25 protein-coding genes are annotated in these 22,944 nt (G+C 36.4%); 15 read left to right on the top strand and 10 right to left on the bottom strand.

The annotated features are described in order from the left end of the window. Nucleotides 1-76 precede the first annotated feature (76 nt). Entirely contained in the window at nt 77-1,900 is a 1,824-nt protein-coding gene (gene pepF, locus ACAN53_RS11190) for an oligoendopeptidase F (RefSeq protein WP_379969949.1), read from the top strand. A gap of 282 nt (nt 1,901-2,182) precedes the next feature. Here the strand turns inward: pepF and ACAN53_RS11185 are convergent, their stop codons facing one another. From ACAN53_RS11185 to ACAN53_RS11170, 4 genes are all read right to left on the bottom strand, one after another. Next, nucleotides 2,183-2,353: a hypothetical protein gene (locus ACAN53_RS11185; protein WP_379969947.1), complete on the bottom strand. Its 171-nt coding sequence runs from the start codon at nt 2,351-2,353 to the stop codon at nt 2,183-2,185. Nucleotides 2,354-2,581: 228 nt separating this feature from the next. Further along, nucleotides 2,582-3,472 (bottom strand): ClpXP adapter SpxH family protein, encoded by an 891-nt coding sequence (locus ACAN53_RS11180; RefSeq protein ID WP_379969945.1) that lies wholly within the window; start codon nt 3,470-3,472, stop codon nt 2,582-2,584. After that, nucleotides 3,472-3,867 carry a globin domain-containing protein gene (locus ACAN53_RS11175; RefSeq protein WP_379969943.1) on the bottom strand — a complete coding sequence of 132 codons (396 nt, stop codon included), beginning with the start codon at nt 3,865-3,867 and terminating at the stop codon, nt 3,472-3,474. Before ACAN53_RS11175 ends, ACAN53_RS11180 begins: the two co-directional genes overlap by 1 nt. 225 nt (nt 3,868-4,092) lie before the next feature. Next, a complete protein-coding gene (locus ACAN53_RS11170; protein ID WP_379969941.1) occupies nt 4,093-4,665 on the bottom strand; it encodes a CYTH domain-containing protein in 573 nt (190 codons plus the stop codon). 133 nt (nt 4,666-4,798) lie between these two features. Here ACAN53_RS11170 and ACAN53_RS11165 point away from each other — a divergent pair, with 133 nt between their 5' ends. The 4 genes from ACAN53_RS11165 (at nt 4,799) to ACAN53_RS11150 (ending at nt 7,631) form a co-directional block, all read left to right on the top strand. Then, entirely contained in the window at nt 4,799-5,170 is a 372-nt protein-coding gene (locus ACAN53_RS11165) for a UPF0738 family protein (RefSeq protein ID WP_379969939.1), read from the top strand. A 106-nt stretch (nt 5,171-5,276) separates the two neighbouring features. After that, nucleotides 5,277-5,903 (top strand): GTP diphosphokinase, encoded by a 627-nt coding sequence (locus tag ACAN53_RS11160; RefSeq protein ID WP_379970315.1) that lies wholly within the window; start codon nt 5,277-5,279, stop codon nt 5,901-5,903. A 22-nt stretch (nt 5,904-5,925) separates the two neighbouring features. Further along, a complete protein-coding gene (locus ACAN53_RS11155; protein WP_379969937.1) occupies nt 5,926-6,723 on the top strand; it encodes an NAD kinase in 798 nt (265 codons plus the stop codon). 8 nt (nt 6,724-6,731) lie between these two features. Then, entirely contained in the window at nt 6,732-7,631 is a 900-nt protein-coding gene (locus ACAN53_RS11150; RefSeq protein WP_379969935.1) for an RluA family pseudouridine synthase, read from the top strand. Nucleotides 7,632-7,641: 10 nt separating this feature from the next. Here the strand turns inward: ACAN53_RS11150 and prpE are convergent, their stop codons facing one another. Continuing rightward, nucleotides 7,642-8,388, bottom strand: coding sequence for a bis(5'-nucleosyl)-tetraphosphatase PrpE (gene prpE / locus ACAN53_RS11145; protein WP_379969933.1), 747 nt, complete (start codon nt 8,386-8,388; stop codon nt 7,642-7,644). Between the two features lie 188 nt (nt 8,389-8,576). Between prpE and fabI the strand changes: the two genes are divergently transcribed. The 5 genes from fabI to ACAN53_RS11120 all read left to right on the top strand — a co-directional run bounded on the left by fabI (nt 8,577) and on the right by ACAN53_RS11120 (nt 14,433). After that, nucleotides 8,577-9,353 (top strand): enoyl-ACP reductase FabI, encoded by a 777-nt coding sequence (gene fabI / locus ACAN53_RS11140; protein ID WP_379969931.1) that lies wholly within the window; start codon nt 8,577-8,579, stop codon nt 9,351-9,353. 173 nt (nt 9,354-9,526) lie between these two features. Further along, complete coding sequence (locus tag ACAN53_RS11135; protein WP_379969929.1) at nt 9,527-10,333, top strand: UTP--glucose-1-phosphate uridylyltransferase; 807 nt, start codon at nt 9,527-9,529, stop codon at nt 10,331-10,333. 29 nt (nt 10,334-10,362) lie between these two features. Beyond that, nucleotides 10,363-11,643 (top strand): UDP-glucose dehydrogenase family protein, encoded by a 1,281-nt coding sequence (locus ACAN53_RS11130; protein ID WP_379969927.1) that lies wholly within the window; start codon nt 10,363-10,365, stop codon nt 11,641-11,643. 50 nt (nt 11,644-11,693) lie between these two features. Then, nucleotides 11,694-12,680 (top strand): UDP-glucose 4-epimerase GalE, encoded by a 987-nt coding sequence (galE, locus tag ACAN53_RS11125; protein ID WP_379969925.1) that lies wholly within the window; start codon nt 11,694-11,696, stop codon nt 12,678-12,680. A 556-nt stretch (nt 12,681-13,236) separates the two neighbouring features. After that, the gene (locus ACAN53_RS11120) at nt 13,237-14,433 is read left to right on the top strand and encodes a Kelch repeat-containing protein (RefSeq protein ID WP_379969923.1); all 1,197 of its coding nucleotides are present in this window, start codon (nt 13,237-13,239) and stop codon (nt 14,431-14,433) included. Between the two features lie 231 nt (nt 14,434-14,664). On the opposite strand, the gene ACAN53_RS11115 is transcribed toward ACAN53_RS11120, so the two are convergent. After that, complete coding sequence (locus ACAN53_RS11115; protein WP_379969921.1) at nt 14,665-14,994, bottom strand: galactosyltransferase-related protein; 330 nt, start codon at nt 14,992-14,994, stop codon at nt 14,665-14,667. 697 nt (nt 14,995-15,691) lie between these two features. Between ACAN53_RS11115 and ACAN53_RS11110 the strand changes: the two genes are divergently transcribed. Beyond that, a complete protein-coding gene (locus ACAN53_RS11110; RefSeq protein ID WP_379969919.1) occupies nt 15,692-16,735 on the top strand; it encodes a glycosyltransferase family 61 protein in 1,044 nt (347 codons plus the stop codon). Nucleotides 16,736-16,782: 47 nt separating this feature from the next. Beyond that, nucleotides 16,783-17,772, top strand: coding sequence for a glycosyltransferase family 2 protein (locus tag ACAN53_RS11105; RefSeq protein WP_379969917.1), 990 nt, complete (start codon nt 16,783-16,785; stop codon nt 17,770-17,772). A gap of 85 nt (nt 17,773-17,857) precedes the next feature. Here ACAN53_RS11105 and ACAN53_RS11100 read toward each other — a convergent pair whose 3' ends face one another. From ACAN53_RS11100 to ACAN53_RS11090, 3 genes are all read right to left on the bottom strand, one after another. After that, on the bottom strand, nt 17,858-18,628 hold the full coding sequence (locus ACAN53_RS11100; protein ID WP_379969915.1) for a glycosyltransferase family 8 protein: 771 nt from the start codon (nt 18,626-18,628) through the stop codon (nt 17,858-17,860). A gap of 48 nt (nt 18,629-18,676) precedes the next feature. Beyond that, nucleotides 18,677-19,366, bottom strand: coding sequence for a class I SAM-dependent methyltransferase (locus ACAN53_RS11095; RefSeq protein ID WP_379969913.1), 690 nt, complete (start codon nt 19,364-19,366; stop codon nt 18,677-18,679). An 82-nt stretch (nt 19,367-19,448) separates the two neighbouring features. Continuing rightward, nucleotides 19,449-20,423 (bottom strand): NAD-dependent epimerase/dehydratase family protein, encoded by a 975-nt coding sequence (locus ACAN53_RS11090; RefSeq protein ID WP_379969911.1) that lies wholly within the window; start codon nt 20,421-20,423, stop codon nt 19,449-19,451. Nucleotides 20,424-20,565: 142 nt separating this feature from the next. On the opposite strand from ACAN53_RS11090, the gene ACAN53_RS11085 reads away from it, so the two are divergent. Both ACAN53_RS11085 and ACAN53_RS11080 read left to right on the top strand, forming a co-directional pair. Next, nucleotides 20,566-21,279, top strand: a complete 714-nt coding sequence (locus ACAN53_RS11085; RefSeq protein ID WP_379969909.1) for a glycosyltransferase — start codon at nt 20,566-20,568, stop codon at nt 21,277-21,279. An 87-nt stretch (nt 21,280-21,366) separates the two neighbouring features. Continuing rightward, nucleotides 21,367-21,930 carry a CotO family spore coat protein gene (locus ACAN53_RS11080; protein ID WP_379969907.1) on the top strand — a complete coding sequence of 188 codons (564 nt, stop codon included), beginning with the start codon at nt 21,367-21,369 and terminating at the stop codon, nt 21,928-21,930. Nucleotides 21,931-22,016: 86 nt separating this feature from the next. On the opposite strand, the gene ACAN53_RS11075 is transcribed toward ACAN53_RS11080, so the two are convergent. Further along, entirely contained in the window at nt 22,017-22,421 is a 405-nt protein-coding gene (locus ACAN53_RS11075) for a CotY/CotZ family spore coat protein (RefSeq protein ID WP_379969905.1), read from the bottom strand. Nucleotides 22,422-22,543: 122 nt separating this feature from the next. On the opposite strand from ACAN53_RS11075, the gene ACAN53_RS11070 reads away from it, so the two are divergent. Next, the gene (locus ACAN53_RS11070) at nt 22,544-22,909 is read left to right on the top strand and encodes a DUF1360 domain-containing protein (protein ID WP_379969903.1); all 366 of its coding nucleotides are present in this window, start codon (nt 22,544-22,546) and stop codon (nt 22,907-22,909) included. Nucleotides 22,910-22,944: the final 35 nt, after the last annotated feature.

The following is a 22,944-nucleotide window of genomic DNA, read 5'->3' as shown; positions in this document are numbered from 1 at the left end:
GTACGAAGGGAAGTAGCAGGAATCCTGTTAGGCAAGGCGAAATATAGTATTGTGTTAGAAAAAGGAGGCTTTTTAGATGAGTGAACAACAAGTAACTAAGACATTGCCAAGTCGTAAAGATGCGGAAAAGCAATATACATGGCGATTAGAAGACATCTTTACGTCTGATCAGCAATGGGAGCAAGAGTTTTCTAATGTGAAAGATATATTACCAAAAGTAAATGATTTTAAGGGGAAACTCGGAAAATCTGCAAATGATTTGTTAGCTGTTTTTAAATTTGAAGATGAAGTCATGCTTCGTCTTGGTAAGCTGTATACATATGCTCATATGCGCTATGATGAAGATACAACGAATTCAGTGTATCAAGCATTGAATGATAGAGCTACAGGTCTTTACGCTCAAGCATCTAGCTTAATGGCATATATTGTTCCTGAAATCTTAGCGATTCCAGAAGAAACAGTTGCATCCTTTCTACAAGAAAATAATGATTTGAAGTTATATACACATGCTTTAGATGAAATTAATCGTCAGCGTCCGCATGTACTAACAGAAAGCGAAGAAGCTATTTTAGCTCAGGCGTCTGAAGTCCTTCGTAGTTCTAGTAATACGTTTGGTATGTTAAATAATGCCGATTTAAAGTTTCCAGAAATAAAAGATGAAGCGGGTAATCAAGTTGAAGTAACACATGGCCGCTATATTCAATTTTTAGAGAGTGATGATCGACGTGTTCGTGAGGATGCCTTTAAGGCTGTATACAGTACGTACGGTGCATACAAAAATACATTTTCAAGTACATTAAGCGGAGCTGTTAAGAAAAATAATTTCTATTCAAGCGTTCGTAAATACAGCTCTGCAAGAGAAGCTGCGCTTAGTAACAATAATATTCCTGAAAGTGTCTATGATCAGCTCGTAAACACGGTAAATGATAATCTTTCCTTGCTTCATCGTTATGTGGATATTCGAAAACGCGCCTTGGAGCTGGATGACATTCATATGTATGATTTGTATACACCGCTTGTGAAAGAAGTAAAAATGGAAGTTAAATATGAGGAAGCCAAGGAGACATTACTTAAGGCATTTACGGTGCTTGGTGATGAGTATGTAGCAATCTTACAGGATGCATTCGAAAATCGTTGGGTAGATGTGTATGAAAACCGTGGAAAACGAAGTGGTGCTTATTCTTCAGGAGCATATGGTACGAATCCTTATGTGTTAATGAACTGGCAAAATAATGTGAATAGTTTATTTACACTAGCTCATGAATTCGGACATTCGGTGCACAGCTACTATACACGAAACAATCAACCATATGTTTATGGTGACTATTCTATTTTCGTAGCAGAGGTTGCCTCTACATGTAATGAAGCGTTATTGAATGATTATTTATTAAAAACGACTGATGATAAAAAGAAACGCATTTATTTGCTAAATCACTATCTAGAAGGTTTCCGAGGCACCGTATTCCGTCAAACGATGTTTGCTGAATTTGAGCATCTTATTCATAAGAAGGCACAGGAAGGGCAAGCATTGACACCAGATTTCCTTACGCAGCTGTATTATGATTTAAATAAGAAATACTTTGGAGAAAATTTAGTTATTGATGAAGAAATTGGTTTGGAATGGGCCCGCATTCCGCATTTCTACTACGATTATTATGTATATCAATACGCAACAGGATATAGTGCCGCTACTGCATTATCCAAACAAATTTTAGACGAAGGGGAAACGGCAGTAGAACGTTATATTTCAAACTTCTTGAAGGCAGGAAGCTCAGATTATCCGATTGAAGTGTTAAAGAAGGCTGGCGTTGATATGACGTCTCCTGAACCTGTGAAAGAGGCTTTGCAAGTCTTTGAAGAAAAATTAAATGAATTTGAACAGCTTTTGTTTGAAAAGTAATAAAAAAAGGCTCTTTTCGCATAAATTGTTGTTTTTAGACTATACTTTGCCCGTTGATCTCCGCTCCAGGCACTTGCTTTCCGCGGGGAGGGAGGGGAGCCTCCTCGGCGTTACCGCCTGCGGGGTCTCCCACTTCCCTCTTTTCCCGCAGGAGTCAAGTGCCTTCCGCTCCAATCAACTCAGATAGATAAAATAAAAACATCTAATTAGCAACAAACATTACGAAAACAGCCTAAAAAAAGACGCAGATTGCGTCTTTTTTTTATTGGTTAGGAATAAAGACTAAAACCCTCGAAATCGTTTGTGTCCGTTTACGAGTGAGATAGAAAAAACAATGCTGGCAAATAATAGCGGGACGGCAAGTAGGATCGGAAAGAGCTGAAGTAAGGAAAGTAAGTATAACAGAAATACAAAACTGATTATTACAAGACTAATCAATATTTTTTGAATCATGTGTATATACCCCCTATTTACGCTTTTATAATATATTCATAGGGAAAAAGAGTTAGAATGTGACTTTTTTGTGAATTAAAAATAAAAACTGTTGTCATAATGAGTCGGATGCTGTAACATAATATCCGTGAACTAATTCACAAACAAACATATACCCCTTTGTTTGAACGTGAAATTTCTCCCATCCCCTTTAAAATTTTATAAGCCGTAAAAGAAACGACTCTGTTTTTAAACAGAGTCGTTTTCTTTTACGAGCATCCAATATATATCTTTTTCTGTCGAATATTGCGCGACTTTCCGTTTAAGTTGAAGTTTTTTTAGTTCCATTTCTGCTTCCACAACAGATAGCTCATAAATGGTAGCAATTTCATCTGTCGTCAAAAATTCAAATCGTTTTATCGTTTCTTCCATGGTAGGAAGAGGTTTTGGTAATAATTCTTCATTCATCATTTCCTTCAGCACTTGTGCGTATACTGTATATGAATAGATACCCGCTACTTTAACGCCTTCTTCATCAGAATTTGCTTGGAAAAATATAAGTGAAGGAACTTCTGTTATATGCATTTCATTTGTAAATTTTAAGTCGCATTGAAATGCTTTTGCTGCACTAGCCGAGTGTAAATCATGCGTGAATTCTTCAACGTCAATTCCACTATGTTTAGCGATGGAAATCAATATTTCACGATCCGGTACTTCTACGTGGTGCAAAAACAAATGCTCACGTAGCTTACGTAGAAAGATTGAACCTGCTTTTCTTCCCTGCAATTCAGCTGCTTTCACAGCAAAAGAACAAACATAAGGAGAAGAATCAAAATGGTACATATTGATTTTACCATCGCAAGAAAATCCGTGGAGACTTGACGTTTTTTCCCACACAAATCGAATATTAGCGGGTTTATTCCATGTGTGTGGATTGTAACAGGAAGATTCTGCTTTTCCTGTTAAAATATAACGAAGTGAAAAATAGTCACCATATTCGAGAATAAACTTAATAATAAGCGGCTCAATCGTCCAACAATCTCCGCAAAGAGGGTCGATAAATAGAAATGCTTCGATTGGCTTCTTTACACACCGGTGAAAAGGCATGGGTAGAACTTTGTCAGATTCTGGTTTGTTCATTATTCCTCACCTGTTTCAGGAGTATTGACCATATGCGTAGCAGTTAATTGCAAACGCTCCCTCACAAATTCTCGAATTGGTCCTTCTATTCCAACGTCATCTAGTGCACGTTCCATACAAGAAAGCCACGCATCTTTACGCTTAGGTGTAATTTCAAACCGAAGATGACGGGCACGAAGCATCGGATGACCATGCTCTGTCGTATAAAGAGCCGGTCCGCCGAAGTATTGTGTTAAAAACTGTTTTTGTTTGCGGGCTGTTTCCGTCAAGTCATTCGGAAAGATGGGAGCTAAATCTGGATGCTGACTCACGTACGAATAAAAGGTATCAACCAATGTTGCAAGGACGTGTTCGCCGCCAATTGCATCGAATGGTGTAATTGAATTTTGATTCATACTTGGCTACTCCTTCTTCCGTTTATATATCTATTTTTGTGCATATGGGTTTAGCGTTATTTAACAATCTATCCGGTAATTTTATACTGGAAATAGAAGATACCTATATTGTAGCAATAGTGTATCATATAGAGCAACTAAAGTGACCTGTTGTACTATAGCAGCATAAAGTTTGTGTACGGGGATAAGCTTCATGCCAATCCGAGAGGAAAGATTTACTTTATACTAGTTGACGTTTTTTTGTTTGGCAAGAAAAAAGCGTTGCACTTTGTTTTTAGTTGGACGTATAGGGATTTTGTAGTGTGATAGCAGTTGAAAAAAGGCTTCTGTTTTATATTCTTCATCTACTTCATATTCGAGTTCATAATCGTCTTCTTGAAAATAAAAGCTATGGTCAAAAACAAGTACTCCACCTTTATATTTGATTTCAGCACGTTCGGTCGTTAAACGGCCATAGTATGTAAGGGGAGTCGTGATATTCATACTCTTTAGAATCGTTGCCACTTGTCCTTCAACTATCTGTCCAGTTTCCATCATTTGCGCAGCTTCATCCTTTGTTAGTTCTTGATGTGTTTCTAATAATCCAATTGCAAGGGGCTGCTTTAATGTCAGTATATAGGTGTCGTGTTTGAACCGAATTCGAAGAGCACATCCATGATCTTTGATAGCCTGATCTTTTGTTTCAAAATAGTGATTTACTTGCTTTGTAAAGGTTGTAACGGAAAAAAATGCACAGAGTGTTTCAAATTCTTCTTTTGTAATTAAATTTTTCACTTCAATTTCAGTTTCTTGACTCATCGGTATTCTCTCCTTCTTTTGGTTCTTATTATCCCTTTTCACGTAAATTGATTCAATGTTTTATTTGTAATCTACTCTGTTATGTTACAATAAATATGCATGATGCAGTTGGAATTATTGGAGGCAATGATACATGCACAAACAAATTATAATTAGCAGTGCCGAATGGATTGAAGATCGTCTTATCCTTTCCACTGAATATACAGATTTTGTTTTAGACGAGTGGAAGCCGCATGAACATATGCTAGTAGATTCTAATCATCTTACATTTTTATATATGTTAGAAAGTGAAGAGGATTATTGCTATGTGGCGATTCCGCATACGTATTGGGAATTTTGTAAAACGCTGATGGTAAAGCAGAAGAAGGCATACATAAGATTGGATGGAAAAGAACTTGAGCTAAAGATGATGAAAGAAGAACTGCAGTATTTAATTCGAAATATTGAAGGTAACGCAAATTATGGGGAGACACTCGTGAAGACGGTAGAGGAAATTTTTCTGTAGTCTATTCAGAAGAGGAAGACGAGTGAGAATGAAGGATCAAACTTTAATGTTCGGAAGTAAAGGAACTGCCAATCATTAAAGCGGGATTATGTATTGGATGGTGGTAATTATGCGCAATTGGGAAGAATTTTTAGCGCCTTATGAACAAGCAGTATCAGAATTAAAGGTTAAATTAAAAGGAATGCGCTCGCAGTTTGAAATGAGTACGAAGCATTCTCCTATTGAGTTTGTAACGGGAAGAGTTAAATCCGAAGCAAGCATTCTTGATAAGGCAGTGAAACGAAATATTTCTCTCGATAAATTGGAAGAAGAGATGCAGGATATAGCTGGTCTTCGTATGATGTGCCAATTTGTTGATGACATAAAGCCTATTGTAGAGATTTTACGTAGACGAAATGACTTTGAAATAGTGGAAGAGCGAGATTATGTGACGCAGAATAAGGAAAGTGGTTATCGCTCGTATCATGTCGTTGTGGAATACCCGGTACAAACGATTCAAGGAGAAAAGAAAGTACTCGTTGAAATTCAAATTCGAACGTTAGCGATGAATTTTTGGGCAACGATTGAGCATTCCTTAAATTATAAGTATAAAGGGAATTTTCCAACAGACATTCGGGAACGCTTGCAGCGTGCAGCAGAAGCGGCCTTTCGACTTGATGAAGAGATGTCATCCATACGTATTGAAATACAAGAAGCACAAAAGGTTTTCTCTCGAAAAACAGAGTTAGAATAATAAAATTTAAAGGGTGTTGTAGATGAATTTTGCAATCACATCAAAGGGAGATCAAGCGTCAAATGAGCTTGCGGATAAAATGCGGCATTATTTGGAGGATTTTGGATTTGTAAGCAATGAAGAAGAACCCGATATTGTGATTTCTGTTGGTGGGGACGGGACATTACTTTATGCCTTTCACCGATATTGTGAACGGCTAGATAAGACGGCTTTTGTAGGCGTTCATACGGGACATCTCGGCTTTTATGCCGATTGGCTTCCAAGCGAAGTAGAAAAACTGGTTATCGCGGTTGCGAAAACGCCTTATCACGTAGTGGAATACCCTCTTCTTGAAGTGATTGTTCGCTATTTAGATGGTAGCAAGGAATCACAATATTTGGCTTTAAACGAAGCGACAGTGAGACGTCCAGATGGTACGCTTGTGGTGGATGTAGAAATTCGTGGGGATTATTTTGAAACGTTTCGGGGAGATGGCTTGTGTGTTTCCACTCCATCAGGTAGTACGGCCTATAACAAAGCATTAGGGGGAGCAATCATTCATCCGTCCCTTGAAGCTTTGCAAATAACGGAAATGGCATCCATAAATAATCGGGTGTTCCGAACCGTAGGCTCTCCCCTTGTTCTTCCGAAACATCACACATGTGTGATAAAACCGGTGACCCATATGGATTTGCAAATAAGCATTGACCATTTAAGTATTTTTCATGAAGATGTAAAATCGATTCAATACCGCGTTGCACAGCAAAAGGTGCGATTCGTTCGTTACCGTCCGTTTCCGTTTTGGAAGCGGGTACGTGACTCATTTGTAGCAGATCGATAGGAGATAGTATGATCGTATTAAAATGGAATATTACAGAGCAAGAAGCAGGCATACTCGTTCGTGAATTTCTGCGATCAAAAGGGATTTCAAGAGCAGCTCTTACGGATATTAAATTTCATGGTGGGAACATTACCGTGGGTGGTGAACAAGTAACGGTTCGTCATATGTTACAAGCACGCGAACTGCTGCAAGTTACATTTCCGCCTGAACAGCGTAGTGAAGGGATGGAGAGCGAATCGATTCCCCTTCACATCGTGTATGAAGATGAGTACGTGCTAGTTATTAACAAAAGGCCAAATATGTCATCCATTCCTTCTCGCGAACATCCACATGGAACGGTAGCAAACGCTTTGCTGCACCATTATGATCAGCAACATTTAGCGAGTACGGTACATATTGTGACAAGGCTGGACCGGGATACTTCAGGGCTTATGCTCATCGCAAAAAATCGTTTCATTCATCATGCCTTTGCACAGCAACAGCAAATAAAATCGATTGTAAGAACGTATGAAGCACTCGTTCATGGCGTTGTGTCGGAGGATGTGGGTACTATCTGTGCACCGATTGCGAGAAAAGGAGAGAGCATCATTGAACGAATGGTTTCTCCGTCAGGACAGCAGGCAATTACACATTTTCGCGTCATTGAACGATTGCCAAACAGTACACGGGTTGCACTCCGGCTTGAAACTGGTCGAACCCATCAAATTCGTGTACATATGGCACACATTGGTCATCCTCTCGTTGGTGATGATCTGTACGGGGGCGATAGAAAGTTGATTAACAGACAAGCACTTCATAGTACATCTCTTACGTTTTATCATCCTATGCTGAATAAAATGCTATCTTTTACTTGTTTGGTTCCTGTAGATATGCAAGCAGCAATAGAAAAAGAGCGAGCTACGAAGTAGGTCGCTCTTCTTAATCAAATTGACGAAATTTCTCTTGTACAAAGGGCATGGAGGAGGGAACACTTACCGTCTTCATTTCGGGATAACGAAGGGCGGTTAGCATTCCCCCAAAAACAGCTCCTGTATCGATGTTTACACTATGATTCATAAAGCGAGGTTTCAGAACTGGGGTATGGCCGTATACAATCCATGCACCGCCATTATAGGATTTAGCCCAATCTCCTCGAACGGGAGAACCGTCCTTATGCTTTTTCCCAGAAATATCGCCATAAAGGACAAATGTTTTTACCTCATTATCTCTTCGACCAATAAATTCTTCTTTCATTCCCGCATGACAAACGATTAGTTGTCCATCATCAAGCAGATGATAAAGAGGAGATTGCTTATACAACTGGAGAAACTTATTTCGAATATCGTCTTGTTCCTTAGAGGAAAGCGTCATATATTCATCGACAGTTGTCTCCAGTCCATGCTTAACTTGTACATTCCGTCCTAAAAAATAACGATATAATTTATTACAATGGTTACCTGGTACATACTGTGCAACTTTATGATTTATGACAAGACGATAAATGATGTCTACCATTCGTAAGGAATCGGGTCCACGATCGGTAATATCTCCTACAAATACAAGTTGGCGTCCCTCTGGATGAATGGGAATCTTGTTTGTCCATTCATAGCCAAGCATCTTGGTCAGAATCAGGAATTCGTTATAACATCCGTGAATATCTCCAATTATATCGTAATATACCTTCATTCCGTCCGCTTCCTTTCACTATATATGAGCACACTTACTTCTAACGATTTCATCACCATAAATATATATAAGTAGTAAGAGGAAAGCAACATAACATTTCTCATTTGCAGGGTATGAGAAATATGGTACACTATTTTATAGTATCAGGTGCTAATAACTAGTGTTATATATAATAGGAGGATGACAGAATGACTCTTCTCAACTTAAAAGGGAAAAATATCGTCGTGATGGGTGTTGCGAATCAAAGAAGTATTGCCTGGGGAATAGCACGTTCTCTTCACGAGGCAGGTGCAAACTTGATTTTTACATACGCTAGAGAACGAATGGCACAAAATGTACGTGATTTAGCAGAAACATTGGAAGGTCAACATTCACATATTCTTCAGTGCGATGTAACGAGTGATGAGGATATTGCCCGTTGTTTTACGGAAATTAAAGAAAAAGTTGGAACAATCCATGGTGTTGCACATTGTATCGCCTACGCAAATAAAGAAGATTTAAAAGGAGAGTTTGTCGACACATCTCGTGATGGCTTTAAACTTTCGCTAGATATTAGTGCATACTCATTAACGGCTGTTGCAAAAGCAGCAAAGGAATTGATGACTGAAGGCGGAAGCATTGTAACACTAACGTATCTTGGCGGCGAACGTGTCGTGAAAAACTACAATTTAATGGGTGTTGCAAAAGCTGCACTTGATGCAAGTGTAAGATACTTAGCAAATGATTTAGGTCAGCATAATATTCGCGTCAATGCCATCTCTGCAGGTCCAATCCGTACGCTTTCTTCAAAAGGGATTGGAGAATTTAATAGTATTCTAAAAGAAATTGAAGAAAAAACACCGCTTCGTCGCAATGTTACACAAGAAGAAGTGGGCGATGCAGCAACCTTTATGTTTAGTGATATGTCTCGTGGTATTACGGGAGAGAACTTGCATGTTGACTCTGGTTACCATATTTTAGGATAAAATGAATTTGGTTTGAAGCAATCGGCATGAAGAAGCCGATTGCCTTTTTTTATTGCTTAAATATAAATTGATAACGAGGATAGGCTGTCACCAATTTATGTAAGTATAAATATATTGAGTAGTGAGATTTAAAATACGGAAAAATTTAAAAAGATTTAATGAGGTGAAAAAGTTTGGTGAAAAAGGCTGTTATACCGGCAGCGGGATATGGAACAAGAAATCTTCCTATTACTAAGGTCTTACCAAAAGAAATGTTTCCGATATGTGGACGGCCAGCCATTGATTATATTGTGCAAGAAGCTGTGGAAGCAGGAATCGAAGAAATCTTAATTATATTATCTCGTTCGAAAACAATGATTATGGATTATTTTGATCGATCTTTAGAGTTAGAAACATACCTAATACAATCTAATAAATCAGAATTACTACCATTACTGAAGCAACCAAATGTCCATATTCAATTTAGTAGGCAATCCTATGCAAAGGGATTAGGAGATGCCATTCGCTTAGCAGAGAGATTTGTAGGAAATGAGCCATTTGCAGTGTTACTGCCTGATCAACTATTTATAAATGAAACAACAAACGCACTCCAAACATTAATTGCAACCTACAAGCAACATAAAGAAAATATTATTGGTGTAAAGACTGTGAAACAAGAAGATTTAAAGCTATATGGCGTAATAGAAGGAACGCAACTTTCCGAAGGATTATATACTATTACGAATATTATGGAAAAGCCTCAACATTTTCCCCCCTCAAATCTAGCTGTAATGGGTCGTTATATATTCACCCCTGATCTTTTCCCTTTTTTACATCAAACATCTCCAGGTGTTGGAAATGAGATTCAATTAACGGATGCCATTCAAGATATGCTTGCTGTGCATTCATACAAGGCGCAAGTGCTTGATATGGATTGTTATGACTTAGGTAAGGAAGAAGAATACATGGCATTGTTGCATTATATGTTCAAACCCCAATAAGTTTTATTGTAGTTGGTAAGGAGGAGCAGATGAACATCTTAGTTGTTGGTACAGGTTATGTTGGCACTACGACGTCTTTACTTTTCGCACAACTTGGTCACAAAGTTACGGGCCATGATATAGATGTCAAAAAAATTGAGCATTTACAAACAGGAAAGCTTCATTTTTATGAAGCTGGACTTGAAGACTTATTAAAGCAACAATTGAAGCAAAAAAATATTTCATTTACCACGAATATTGAAGAAGGAATTATAAATAACGATATGATTTATATTTGTGTAGGTACACCGCAACAAGAAGACGGTAGCGCAAATTTAATGTATATCGAACAAGTGGCTAAATCAATTGGAACATGGATGAATGGATATAAAACAATTGTAACAAAAAGTACAGTTCCTGTAGGTACGGCAGAAAAAATAACAGGTTGGATTAAGGAATCTCAAGAAAAATCACATGAATTTGATGTTGTATCCAATCCTGAATTTTTACGAGAAGGATCAGCACTCTATGATGCACTACATCCTGATCGTATTGTAGTGGGAGCTTCTACCGAAAGGGCGTTTCAAAAAATGAGAGAGCTTTTTGGTGAAGTTATGTGTCCATATTTGGAGACAACAACTAGGTCATCAGAATTAATTAAATATGCAGCTAATTCTTTTTTAGCATTAAAAATCTCATATAGTAATGAATTAGCAAGATTATGTGATCAGTTGAATATAAATGTTACAGATGTAGCAAAAGGAATGGGATTAGATAAACGGATTGGAACGAGTTTTTTAGGTGCAGGAATCGGGTATGGGGGGTCTTGTTTTCCAAAAGATGTAAATTCGTTATTGGATACAGCGCAGTCCTATTCTGTTCCATTAACAATTTTAAAAAGTGCCATAGAGGTGAATCAGACACAGCCTTTTTATGTTTTAGAGCGGATGGAGCATGTAGTAGGGGGTTGGAAGGGGAAAACGATTGCAGTGCTTGGATTATCCTTTAAAGCTGATACAGATGACATGAGAGAGTCTCCTTCTTTACGTATTGTAGAATTCTTATTTAAACAAGGAGTAACTGTAAAAGTTCATGATCCTGTTGCAAACCTTATGTCGGAGAAAGTAAATCAATATGAAAGTATAGAAGAAACTGTTTCAGATGCAGATGCTGCTTTTATTTGTACGGATTGGTTGGAGTATAAGAAATTTGCATGGGAATCTGTAAAAGAGAAAATGAAACAATCTATTATTTTGGATGGACGCAACTGCTTAAATGCTGAAGAACTGAAGCGTTTAGGATTTACTTATACAGGTGTTTCCAATTTTTAATTTCTATGACCTTATTTTATAACTATATGTAATAGGAGGGAGGTGACCATATGATACTGGTTCTGGGAGGAGCCGGCTATATAGGCAGCCATGCTGTAAAAGAATTATTAGATAAAGGATATCCTGTTTTGGTGTTAGATAATTTTTCAACAGGGCATAGATGGTTACTAGACGAAAGGGCCATATTTATTGAGGGAAATATAGGAGACTTTACTTTGTTGGAACATATTTTTACACAATACAAAATTGAGGCAGTTATTCATTTTGCAGCAAGTTGTATAGTTAGCGAATCTATGTTCAATCCTCTTCAGTATTATGAGAATAATGTTTGTAATTCTTTTGTTCTATTAAAAGCTATGATCAAGCATAATGTTAAGAAAATTATTTTTTCCTCTACTTGTGCTACCTACGGTTTATCAGAGAATGAATATTTAGTTGAAGAATCTACTACATTTCCTATTAATCCATACGGGCGTTCAAAGTTAATGGTTGAACAAATGATACAGGATTGCTTTAAGACCTATGGGTTAGATTATATTATTCTTCGTTACTTTAATGTAGCTGGAGCTGATTTCACAGGTGAAATTGGTGAATATCATAATCCTGAAACACATCTTATTCCTAATATCCTCTTTCACCTACTAGGAAAATCTAAACATATATCTGTATTCGGAGATGATTTCAATACTTTTGATGGAACAAGTATACGTGATTACATTCATGTTCTTGATTTGGTAGAGGCCCATATATTATCTTTACAAAAATTGTTACATTCTTCACCTGTGGGAAGGGTTTACAACGTAGGTAACCATAAAGGGTATTCTGTCAAACAGATTATTGAACAGTGTGAGAGATTAACCATGAAGAAGGCTAACGTAGTATACGAGAGAAGAAGAGATGGAGAACCTCCTTATTTGGTTGCATCTGCCCAAAAAATTTATGAGGAACTAGGTTGGGTTCCTAAATATTCTTTAGAAGACATGATTCGTTCCGCATGGAAATGTTATAAGGAAAATCCGAATAAATATAAAAACTGAGAAATTTATTTGAAAAAAGTATTTGAATCAAAATGAGGTGTCATTAATTATGAATCTATCCAACTTAGAAAGACACCCTCCCTATAAAAAAGATTGATCATTTAAAACAAAGTTCGATTATTTAAAATAAAGATTGATCATTTATAATAAAGTTTGATTAAAAATCTTGTGTTGATATACAGGATTTTTTCTTATTCCACAATAGGGCCAGATTGTTGAAGAATGTTTTTAATGATATTGGAGATTTATGTAAAAAGCATGTTGAGTATTGTGAAAGTTTTCACTTAACGGGGCAGGTAGTTCAACAGCGTCCATAAAATATGATTTTTTTCTCAAAATAAATTAGACCATGTTCTTGAAGGTATTTTTATTACTACCAAAATTGTCATGGGTTCAATCCAAAGGATTTTTGCAATAAAATTGGCATTTATACATAGACAAGTAGACAAGTATACAGTCTCTTAAAATCTAGTTGAATAAAATATAGAGAACAAATGCTTAACAAGTCTTTGTTTTCTAATTTTCTATATACCCTATACCAAGGAGGTGAATAATTTTGTCGTTTCCTAATATTCCTAATATGACGCCTGCTATTTCGATTAGTGTTGGACAGACTGTTCCATTGCTTTTGGCTTCTATTGCCCTTGAGGAATTATCTCTTGCCCACATCATGAACGCTGAGGCGGAGAAGCTTCAATTTATTCTAGGAACATTAGATGGCACAGGAGTTACGTTTTCTCCGCCAGAGGTTTCAGTAGGTGATCTTCGTGATGTCAATGTAAGTGTTGTAAGAACCCTTCGTGATGTCATTAAAAAGGAAATGCTTCTGGAGTTTAAATTTGAAAATGTCTTAGACCTCATTTCGACCCTACCGACTCCCCCAACTCATATTTTGGCAATAGGTGGAGAACTAAATGGTAGCGCGATTAGCAATGTAGATATATTCTTTTGTGAACAGAATACATGGCAAACTCGTGCTCCCTTGCTAGAACCTCTTGATGCACTTGCAGGAGGATTGATGCCAAATGGAAAGGTCATAGTCAGCCATGGTTTTACTCCTGCTCCTTTTACTGCAACAAATAGGGCAGAATTTTTTGATCCCGCCACGAACACATGGACGTTTGCTCCTAGTGCCAACGTAGCTCGTGGTTCTTTAGGTGGAGATGTGCTAAACGGTATATTTTATGCCGTAGGCGGCAACACAGGACTTGCTCCGGCTGATCAACTTGCTACCGTTGAAGCATTTAATGGTACTGCTTGGTCAATGGTTCAGTCACTCCCTTCCGCAAAATCTGAGCTGGCTGTTGTGTCATTGAATGGATTGCTGCATGCAATTGGTGGTTTTGACGGAACAAGTGAACTTGCAAACCATGATGCTTATGATCCAACTACAAACCTTTGGTCCCCTAGAGCACCGTTGCCACAACCAAGAGCATTCCCTTCTGCTGCAGTATTTAACGAAAAAATCTATGTGTTTGGTGGGCGGGTATCTGGTACAGCTACTAACACCGTGTTCATCTATGATCCAACCACAGATACCTGGTCTACAGGTGCATCCATGCCAACAAGTCGTTGGGGTACTGCTGCTTGTGTTTGTGATTCAGAAATTTTTGTAATGGGTGGATTTAATCCTAATTTGTCTCCTTCGTATTTAAACATTGTAGAAGCTTATAACCCAGTTACTAATACATGGCGTACGAATGTTGCACCAATGCCAACTGCACGGGCTCTCTTTCCATGTGTATCTGTTTAGCTTAAAATAGATTTTTTTAGCTGATTATCCGACAGAAAAAACCTTGACCAAATTGGTTAAGGTTTATTAATTTTTATCTTTCATCAACAAAAGTTCCTGTCATATTCCAACTTTTTCTCTACTTTTTCTAATGAATTTTGTCTAGATAAGTTTGTGAAATATTGTACTTAAGCCAAAGGGGGCGTTAGTAAAATAACTGAGGAGCCCACTGATGCAGCTCCTTCGTGTTATTCAATCTTCAACAATCGGGCGCAATTTGTGGAGCAACACGATTATGAAATGATCCAACTTTATTTTAAAGCAACACCAATCCGTTCGTGGATGCCATAAATGGAATACCTCTCTGCCTAGTTTTATATAGTTTCCACATAATGTTTCTAAAGCATGGACAAAGGCATCATCATCACCACCCCAACCAATAAATCTTTCGTCAAAACCGCCTGCAACTATGAAAGTATTACGTGACATAACGGACAGTTTGCCAGCAAAACGATCATAATAACTATCTACATAGTAGTTGTTTATGGAAGTGTTTAATGGCCAGTTTGGTTGAGTCTCCAACAATGAATTTGTATTTTCTGGTGATAGATTTACTACATTACGGAATGGGATAACCTATTTGTAACTGTGTAATAGATTTATGGCTTCAAGAAGTATGGATGGGCTAAAAATAATATCTCCGTCTACTAAAACAAAGTTCAGCATCAGGCATGGCTGTTTCATAAAATTTTATTATCCATCTGAATGCGATATCTCTTGCTCCGTTATCCGGCTGACACTGTAAAAGTATGGAAATGTTTTTCACTACACTAATCCTTAGAATGATTTCTTTCGCATTTTTTTCAAATATTTAATCACTGTTATAGGCGTGGATAATCTATTATTTGAAATAATATTATATGTTGATTTTTTTAATTGTGTAGCCTTTATGAAGCATGTTTCTCTACAATGATGCTATTATTATATGAAATTTGTTGCATAATGTGTGGGCAAAACAGATTGAAACAAATGAGAGAGCCATAGAGGTATCGTACTTATGACTGTTAATATGTAGCAATAAAAAATTCGGAAATATAATCAACTAGCAAAATTCTGTAATCAGCTGAATATATATGTAGGAGTAATTGTTCATGATTTAATTTGACGGTGATTTTGTTAGATTTTCAAGTGAAATATTCTTTTTTAGGAGAATAATATGAAGAAAATCAGAAAACCACCAACGGGTGTATATACAACAATACAAGAATGGAAACTAAATATGAACAAGTTAGAAGAGAAATATATAGAATATGGAGGTGTAGATCCGCAAGGTATAGATTTTCCTAAAGCAATATATGATGAGCCGCATCATGTTTTTATTCAAGAAAGGAAGAAACCATACTTTCCATCACATATGATGGTGTTAAAAAATGCTAGGGTTTGTGGAGTAAGCGGAACTGTTATAACGCGTGATAATAACTTGTTATCTGAAGTATCTTTTGAATTTGGAAAGAAGCCGCAAAATCATTCTATTTTTACTTACAATAAGCTACCAAGAATTAGTGGGGATTTAGATCAAGTAGCACTTCTTTCCTTTTGTCAGCCTTATAATTATTACCATTGGATGTTCGATATTTTACCTCGTTTATATATACTCAGAGAAAGCCATTTGGATTTTCAAAGAATAATTATTAATCCATTACGAGTTCCTTTTCAGTATGAAACTCTGCACATGTTAGGTATACATGATAGCAGCTTAGTGGCATGTCATCAGAACTTGCATGTGAAAGTGAATCAGCTACAGATTCCTTTCTTACCAAGCTATTTGGGTTACATGCCTAAGTGGGCATGTGAGTTCTTACGAAATGAACTTTTAAAATATCGTGAAGAAAGACAAGGGTATGAGCGTCTTTATATAAGCAGAGAATCCATGTGTCGTAAGGTAGCAAATGAAAATGAAGTTATAGAATTCCTTGGAAGATATGGATTTAAGAAAATTACATTGGAAAATATGTCAGTTAAAGAGCAAATCAGTCTATTTTCGTCAGCAGAAGTGGTTATTTCTCCACATGGAGCTGCTCTTGCCAATTTGGTTTTCTGTAAACCAGGAACAAAGGTGATTGAGTTGTTTCCAGGGACCTATATACATCCACATTATAGGGTACTAAGTTACCATATAGATTTAAATTACCACTATTTAGTAGGAAAAGGTGTGAGACCAATGTTTGAATCAGGACTTCTATTTCCGTTAGCAATCTGTGATCATATCGAAATAAAACTTGAAGATTTATTTAAAACATTACAATTAGCAAATGTTTTATAAGATTCCTTTTCGTTGGATTAAATATGTAGCCGTGAGGGAGGCTTTATATGCTGATAACTGTAGTAACAGCTGTGTACAATGGAGAACAGTACCTGCAAGAGTGTATCGATAGTATATTGAATCAAACATATTCGTACTTTGAATATATGATTGTAAATGATGGATCTACAGATAACACAAGAAAAATATTAGATTCTATTCAGGATACTAGAGTAAAGGTTGTCCATTTAGAAAAAAATCAGGGAGCAGCTGCTTGTCTTAACCTCGGAATAGAAAAAGCAACTGGGGATTGGATTGCGATTCAAGATGCTGATGATATAAGCATGCCTACCAGACTACAGGAACAAATTCAATATTTACGTAATAATCCTGGAGCTGTAGGTGTCGGTTCGTATGTTGAATGTATTCCTGGAAAGAACTTTGTGCATGAAAGTATTCTCAGATGGAATACTGAATATTTTAATGTAACCCTTACTAAAAAAGAAATATATGAATCTAGGTTATATAGATGTTATTTATGTCATGGAAGCGCAATATTTTCAAAGGCTGCTTTTCATAAGGTGGGGGGATATAATACCAAATTCAAAATCACTTATGATTATAATTTATGGACGCGTCTATTTGAAATTGCACCTATTGAGAAGATACCTAAGGTTCTGTATCAATATCGTATTGTACATGATTCTCTTAGTCATTCAAATTTGATTGAATTTTCTATCGAATCCACATTAGCTGTTTTAACAAGGGTTCAAGAAATAATTTATGCCAGAACAAATCGCAATCCAAACTGTATTTTAGCAACTTCAGAAGAAAAATGCCGTTTTTTTGAACAATATATTTTACCAAGAATTGATATTCATATACATGAATTCATATATAATCGCTCTAAATTTAAAAAGAAAGAAATAAATAAATTAATAAAACAAGGCAAGATTGATGCAATTATTACAATGAGTGATACAATCTCGGAACAATTTCTAAGGATTCTAGTTCAAAAGAGGTTAAAAATAGAGAAGGAATTTTTTAAAATCAACTAATAGGTGTACAAAGATCAAGAGTCTATGTTCATGCCTTACCTAGTTTCTGTAACTAGTAATGGGGTTATTAAAAAAGGTTCCTAAATTATTTAAGATATCTTTTTAAAAGAAACCAATATTTTTGATATTCTTCTTGAAGGGGAGTAATACCATTCCAAGGCTTTATATTCGTATTATAATGAATAATTGCTGGTTTCATTACTAAGTGGCTCATACGAAATACTTGAAAGTTCCATTTATAATGTAGTTTAAGCCACTTATCATGAAGGATAGCATTTAACGCATCTTGGTCACCCCATAAGATTCTGTCAGGGTTATCCTTGATAAATTGAAGAACTTTATTTGATATATGATGGTTTCTCCACTTTTCAAGATTGATTAACATCACACCAGAATTAAAATGACCTGAACATGCAGGAAAAAGAAGATCTGTATATCTATTTTCACCATTCGGATCTTCAACAGCAGCAATGAAATAAGGATCAATATCTATGTTCCATAATTTTGTAATGTCATCTTTTATGATTAAATCGCAGTCTAAATACAAGACCTTTGGAATGGCACTATCGAGAAGATCAGGTATAGAAATACGATAATAACTCTCCTTACTAACATGTTCCCAAGCATTACAGTTTTGGTATAAAGATTCATTTACTGATAAATATTTCAGGGTAGGTTTAAATCTAGATAAAGCTTTTTTTAATATCAATTTATTTTTAGGGGAAATATTACCGTCAATAATGTAAATGTTCACTAGATTTTTTGAAGTAATGTGATCGTAGAGAGAATATAACATTGTTACTAACGGTTTAAAATAGTTATTATTTGTAGCTACCACAATATGAATTTCTTCCAAAATCATCACCCACCTTCTATTGCTTGCTTAGTTATTGACTTTAGCTCATTATTTTATTTTTTTTAGAAGAATGATTCCGTTCCAATAAGTAGGATGACTATCGTGATAGGTGGGTATGTCTGCTAATACTTGATATTTATTTTTGCTACTGGACAAGAAACTAAAGGTTGCTTTACGTACTTGCTCCCAATTTGTATCATCAATCATTATTAGACAGTCCTCACCGAAAAAGGGCTCTGCCACTTGTAAACCTTTTAATTGGTTTTCATAGCTGTGCTCTCCATCATATATATAGAAGCCAATTTCACCTTTATGAATATGTGAAAAGTAATCTATATAATCCATTTCATAGAATAAATGGTTTTTGCTATTATAGGAATGAAATCGTTGGAGAAATTCTTCGCGAGGACCACCAAATTCTGAAAAATTATCAATACCTATACATTTCTTTGAAGGATTATTTACTACACCTGATAAAAAGGTAAAACCATGCCAAACTCCTACGTTTACAAAATATTGATTTTCTTTCATTTGTGAAACAATTTTATTAATAATGGTGCCAATTGTGAACGTAGACATCTTGGGTATACTACAAAGATTATAAATGGATTGTAAGTATTTATTGTCTTCAGGAAGAACGGTATTTAGCATCTCTAATGCGGTTCTGTCTGACTCTACAGGTGTGTTAGGCTTAATATACTGAAAGGAAATATTAGAAAGGTACGTTTCAATATTCATGTAAGACCTCCTACTGAATTAAAAAATGATTGTAATGAAAGGAAGAATAGCATATTACAAATCTCATAACATTCACGGATTGTTATTCTATATGATTTACTTGACCTTTTTGGATGTATGTCTGAATAGTAAGTTGTAAACCTGATTCCAATGTGATGTTTGGCGACCATTTAAGAATTTTCCATGCTTTCCCAATATCTGGTCTACGCTGCTTTGGATCATCCTGAGGAAGGGGATGATACGTAATCTTACTCTGCGAATTTGTTAACTTCTTCACCATATGAGCCACATCAAGAATGGTATATTCAACAGGATTCCCAATATTAATAATTTCTCCGTTTGCCTCATTTTTTTCCATCAATAACATAAGTCCGCGTATTGTATCCGTTACATAACAAAACGAACGAGTTTGCTTACCATCTCCATATACGGTTATATCAGCACATGTTAAGGCTTGGGTAACAAAATTAGATATAACCCTTCCATCATCATTTCGAAGCCCCGCGGAGTACGTATTAAACAACCTGGCTACTTTTACGGGAATATGATATAGAGTGTAGTATAAATAACAAAGAACCTCTCCCATACGTTTTGCTTCATCATAGCAAGCACGAGGGCCCCATGTATTTACATTTCCTCTGTAGATTTCGGGTTGCGGGTGTACATCGGGATCTCCGTAAGCTTCGCTTGTGCTCGTATATACGAGCTTAGCACCAGTTTGCTTTGCTAACTCTAACATATTTTTTGTTCCTTGGATGTTTGTGTCGATCGTGTCAAAGGGAATCGATTGATAGAATTTTGGCGAGGCAGGAGAGGCTAGATGATAAATCTCATGTACCTTGTTTATATCATCCAGATGTAATACATCTGATTTTGCTACATCGCAATGAATAAATCGAAATGTATTTAAAGGGAGTAAATGATCAATATTTTTCATTGTTCCTGTGGATAAATTATCGAGACCAATGACCGTGATTTCGGAATTGCGCAGGAGTACTGTTGCTAAATGAGAACCGAGAAATCCTGCAACTCCCGTAATGAGAACGGTTTTTTTCAAGGGGTTCACCTCAATATTTGAAAAGAATTCTAATTCTACTATATGGAATTTATTTTGGAATGTGTGGGCGATTGCATACTATCTTACATAAGGGAATAAGATGAAATAACTGCGTTTTCGTTTTTAAAAAGGGGGTGATTGGTTGTTCAGCATTATTGCATGCACAAACCGACAATATGCCATGCAAAACGTTTTTAAAAACTATGAACGCCAGCTATTTAAAGAGAAGGAATTAATCATTGTATTGAATAACGATCAAATGGATGTGAATCGATGGAAACAAGAGGCTGCGCTCTACCCGAATGTTACAGTCCTTCAACAACCGGAGCATGTGACGCTTGGAGAATGCTATAACATAGCTATACCTCAAGCTAAGTATCCATATATCGTTAAGTTTGATGATGATGACTACTATTCTGCATACTATCTAGTAGAAGCAGCGAAAGGATTCCGAGATAGCGATGCTGCTGTTGTTGGAAAAAGCACGGTTTTTATCTACTATTTACGTTATAAGCTTCTTACGCTATTTAATGAAAATAAAGAATTTGTCTATGTTCGTAATCAAAAAGAGTTAGCTACGAACTATTTAGTAGGTGCTACTCTACTATTTCGAAAGGATATTTTTCCTACTGTTTCATTCGAAGCTATCAATGTAGGCGAGGATACTAGATTTTTAGAAGCTTGTTTACAAAGCAATCTACTATTGTATGGCACATCACGCTATAACTACGTGTATATGCGGTATCCCAATAAATCTCATCATACCTCAACATTTTGGGAATACAAGCTGCTAGAAAAGTCGAATCGCGTTGGTTTGATGAACGATTTTCAAGATGCAATCATTCGTCCAGTTTAAGAGTAAAAAGAAAGAATAAGAACTATAACTTTAGAGTGAATCATAGATTGTTTGTAGAGTGGATAGATCATGTCTGGGGGGAAAAACATGGGTAAGAAAAGTCAACTCGAGCAAGAACCTCTTTTGTACATTGCGAACACGCAGGTTCAAAAAGCAAGAATTTTCATGCAGCAGTCATTTATTATAAAGTCAGATAAACAACAAGTAAGAGAAGAACCAACTGAGCAAGTTGAGTCTTTACTTCAAGAGCAAGAGATACAGGATGATAAAAATGAACGAAACGATACAAAAAACGATGTGGTGAGTGCACTAGAAGAAACGCTAGAAGAAACGTTAGAAGAAACGTTAGAAGAAACGTTAGAAGAAACGTTAGAAGAAACGCTAGAGCAAACGGAAAAGAGACAAGAAGCCGAAGAGACGATCAGAAAATCATTTAAAGATCTAGATAATAAACAGAAGATTTATTATCTCTTAAATCGCCCGCATTATATTCCGGCTGTATTGTGTGAGTGTAAAACCCATACAGGAATGTATATTGGATATTTGAAAAGCTTTGAAAATCAAATCGTAACATTACGAGCTTATAATCATTTATCGGTTATAAAAATTCCATTCACAGACATTGTATCCATTCAAATGAGAATGGCATAGAATTTCTCTTTGCATACGATTTTTGTAGCGTATGTAAAAGAGCGGTAGAAATCTCCTACCGCTCATCATAGTTTGTGTGGTTTACATTAAACTCCAGGGATAAATGTATCCTCAATACATGCAATAGCGATGAAAGCATTTAAATCTACAATGAGGCATTGGGAAGTTGCGGTAAACTCACAAATACCCATGTTTTTTTGTTCTTTTTTCAATACTCGGAGCACTGCGCAGCAGTCCTCAACACTCTCTACGCGGAAGAATTGTGATGAATCCGTATCACAACCTTCAGTTAAGAATTCCGCATAAAATAATTCTCCTTCTTTTGTGTATAAAGAGAATACTCTTGTATTAGGTGTTAGGCCGTTTGTGGATGCGCCAAGCACGGGGTTTAAGCAATTGGTAGTGCAGCCTGGATCTGTATTTACATCTTGAATTTCATTGATGAATTTTACAACATCGCAAACGCAGCCAATGTTAGAATGATTTGTCATGAATTTCACTCCTTATCATTTAGTTTTGTTTTACACTACTAAGATATTGAGTTTGATTAGAATCGGTTACTATACTGGGTTTGCTTTTTAAGAAATGGGCTTTGGAGGCGAAGATAAAGGAAGTGAATCTATTGAAAGAGAATTGGTTTTTGCTTGTTATTTTTATATTTGCTTCATTTCGATTGACGCGGCTGCTTATCTATGACAAAATTACTCGGTTTATTCGGGCTCCTTTTATAGACGAAAAGAAAGTGACCGAACCAGATGGATCTGTAGAAACATATACGAAGAGTAAAGGGACGGGATTACAAAAATGGATAGGGGATTTACTTAGCTGTTATTGGTGTACAGGGATATGGACAACAGCAGGATTGTTATTGTTCTACTATAAAATGCCAGCCTTAACGGAACCGTTACTCCTTTTACTTGCGATAGCAGGTTTGGCTGCGATTGTAGAAACGATTGTTACGAGAATGCTAGGTGATTGAAAGGAACAGACATCTATGTAAGGTCATATACTGAA

The organism is Ectobacillus soli, from assembly GCF_042610425.1.
Lineage (GTDB): Bacteria > Bacillota > Bacilli > Bacillales > Bacillaceae_G > Ectobacillus.
The sequence above is the reverse complement of the archived record's forward strand: the minus strand, read 5'-3'. Positions and strand labels throughout refer to the sequence as shown.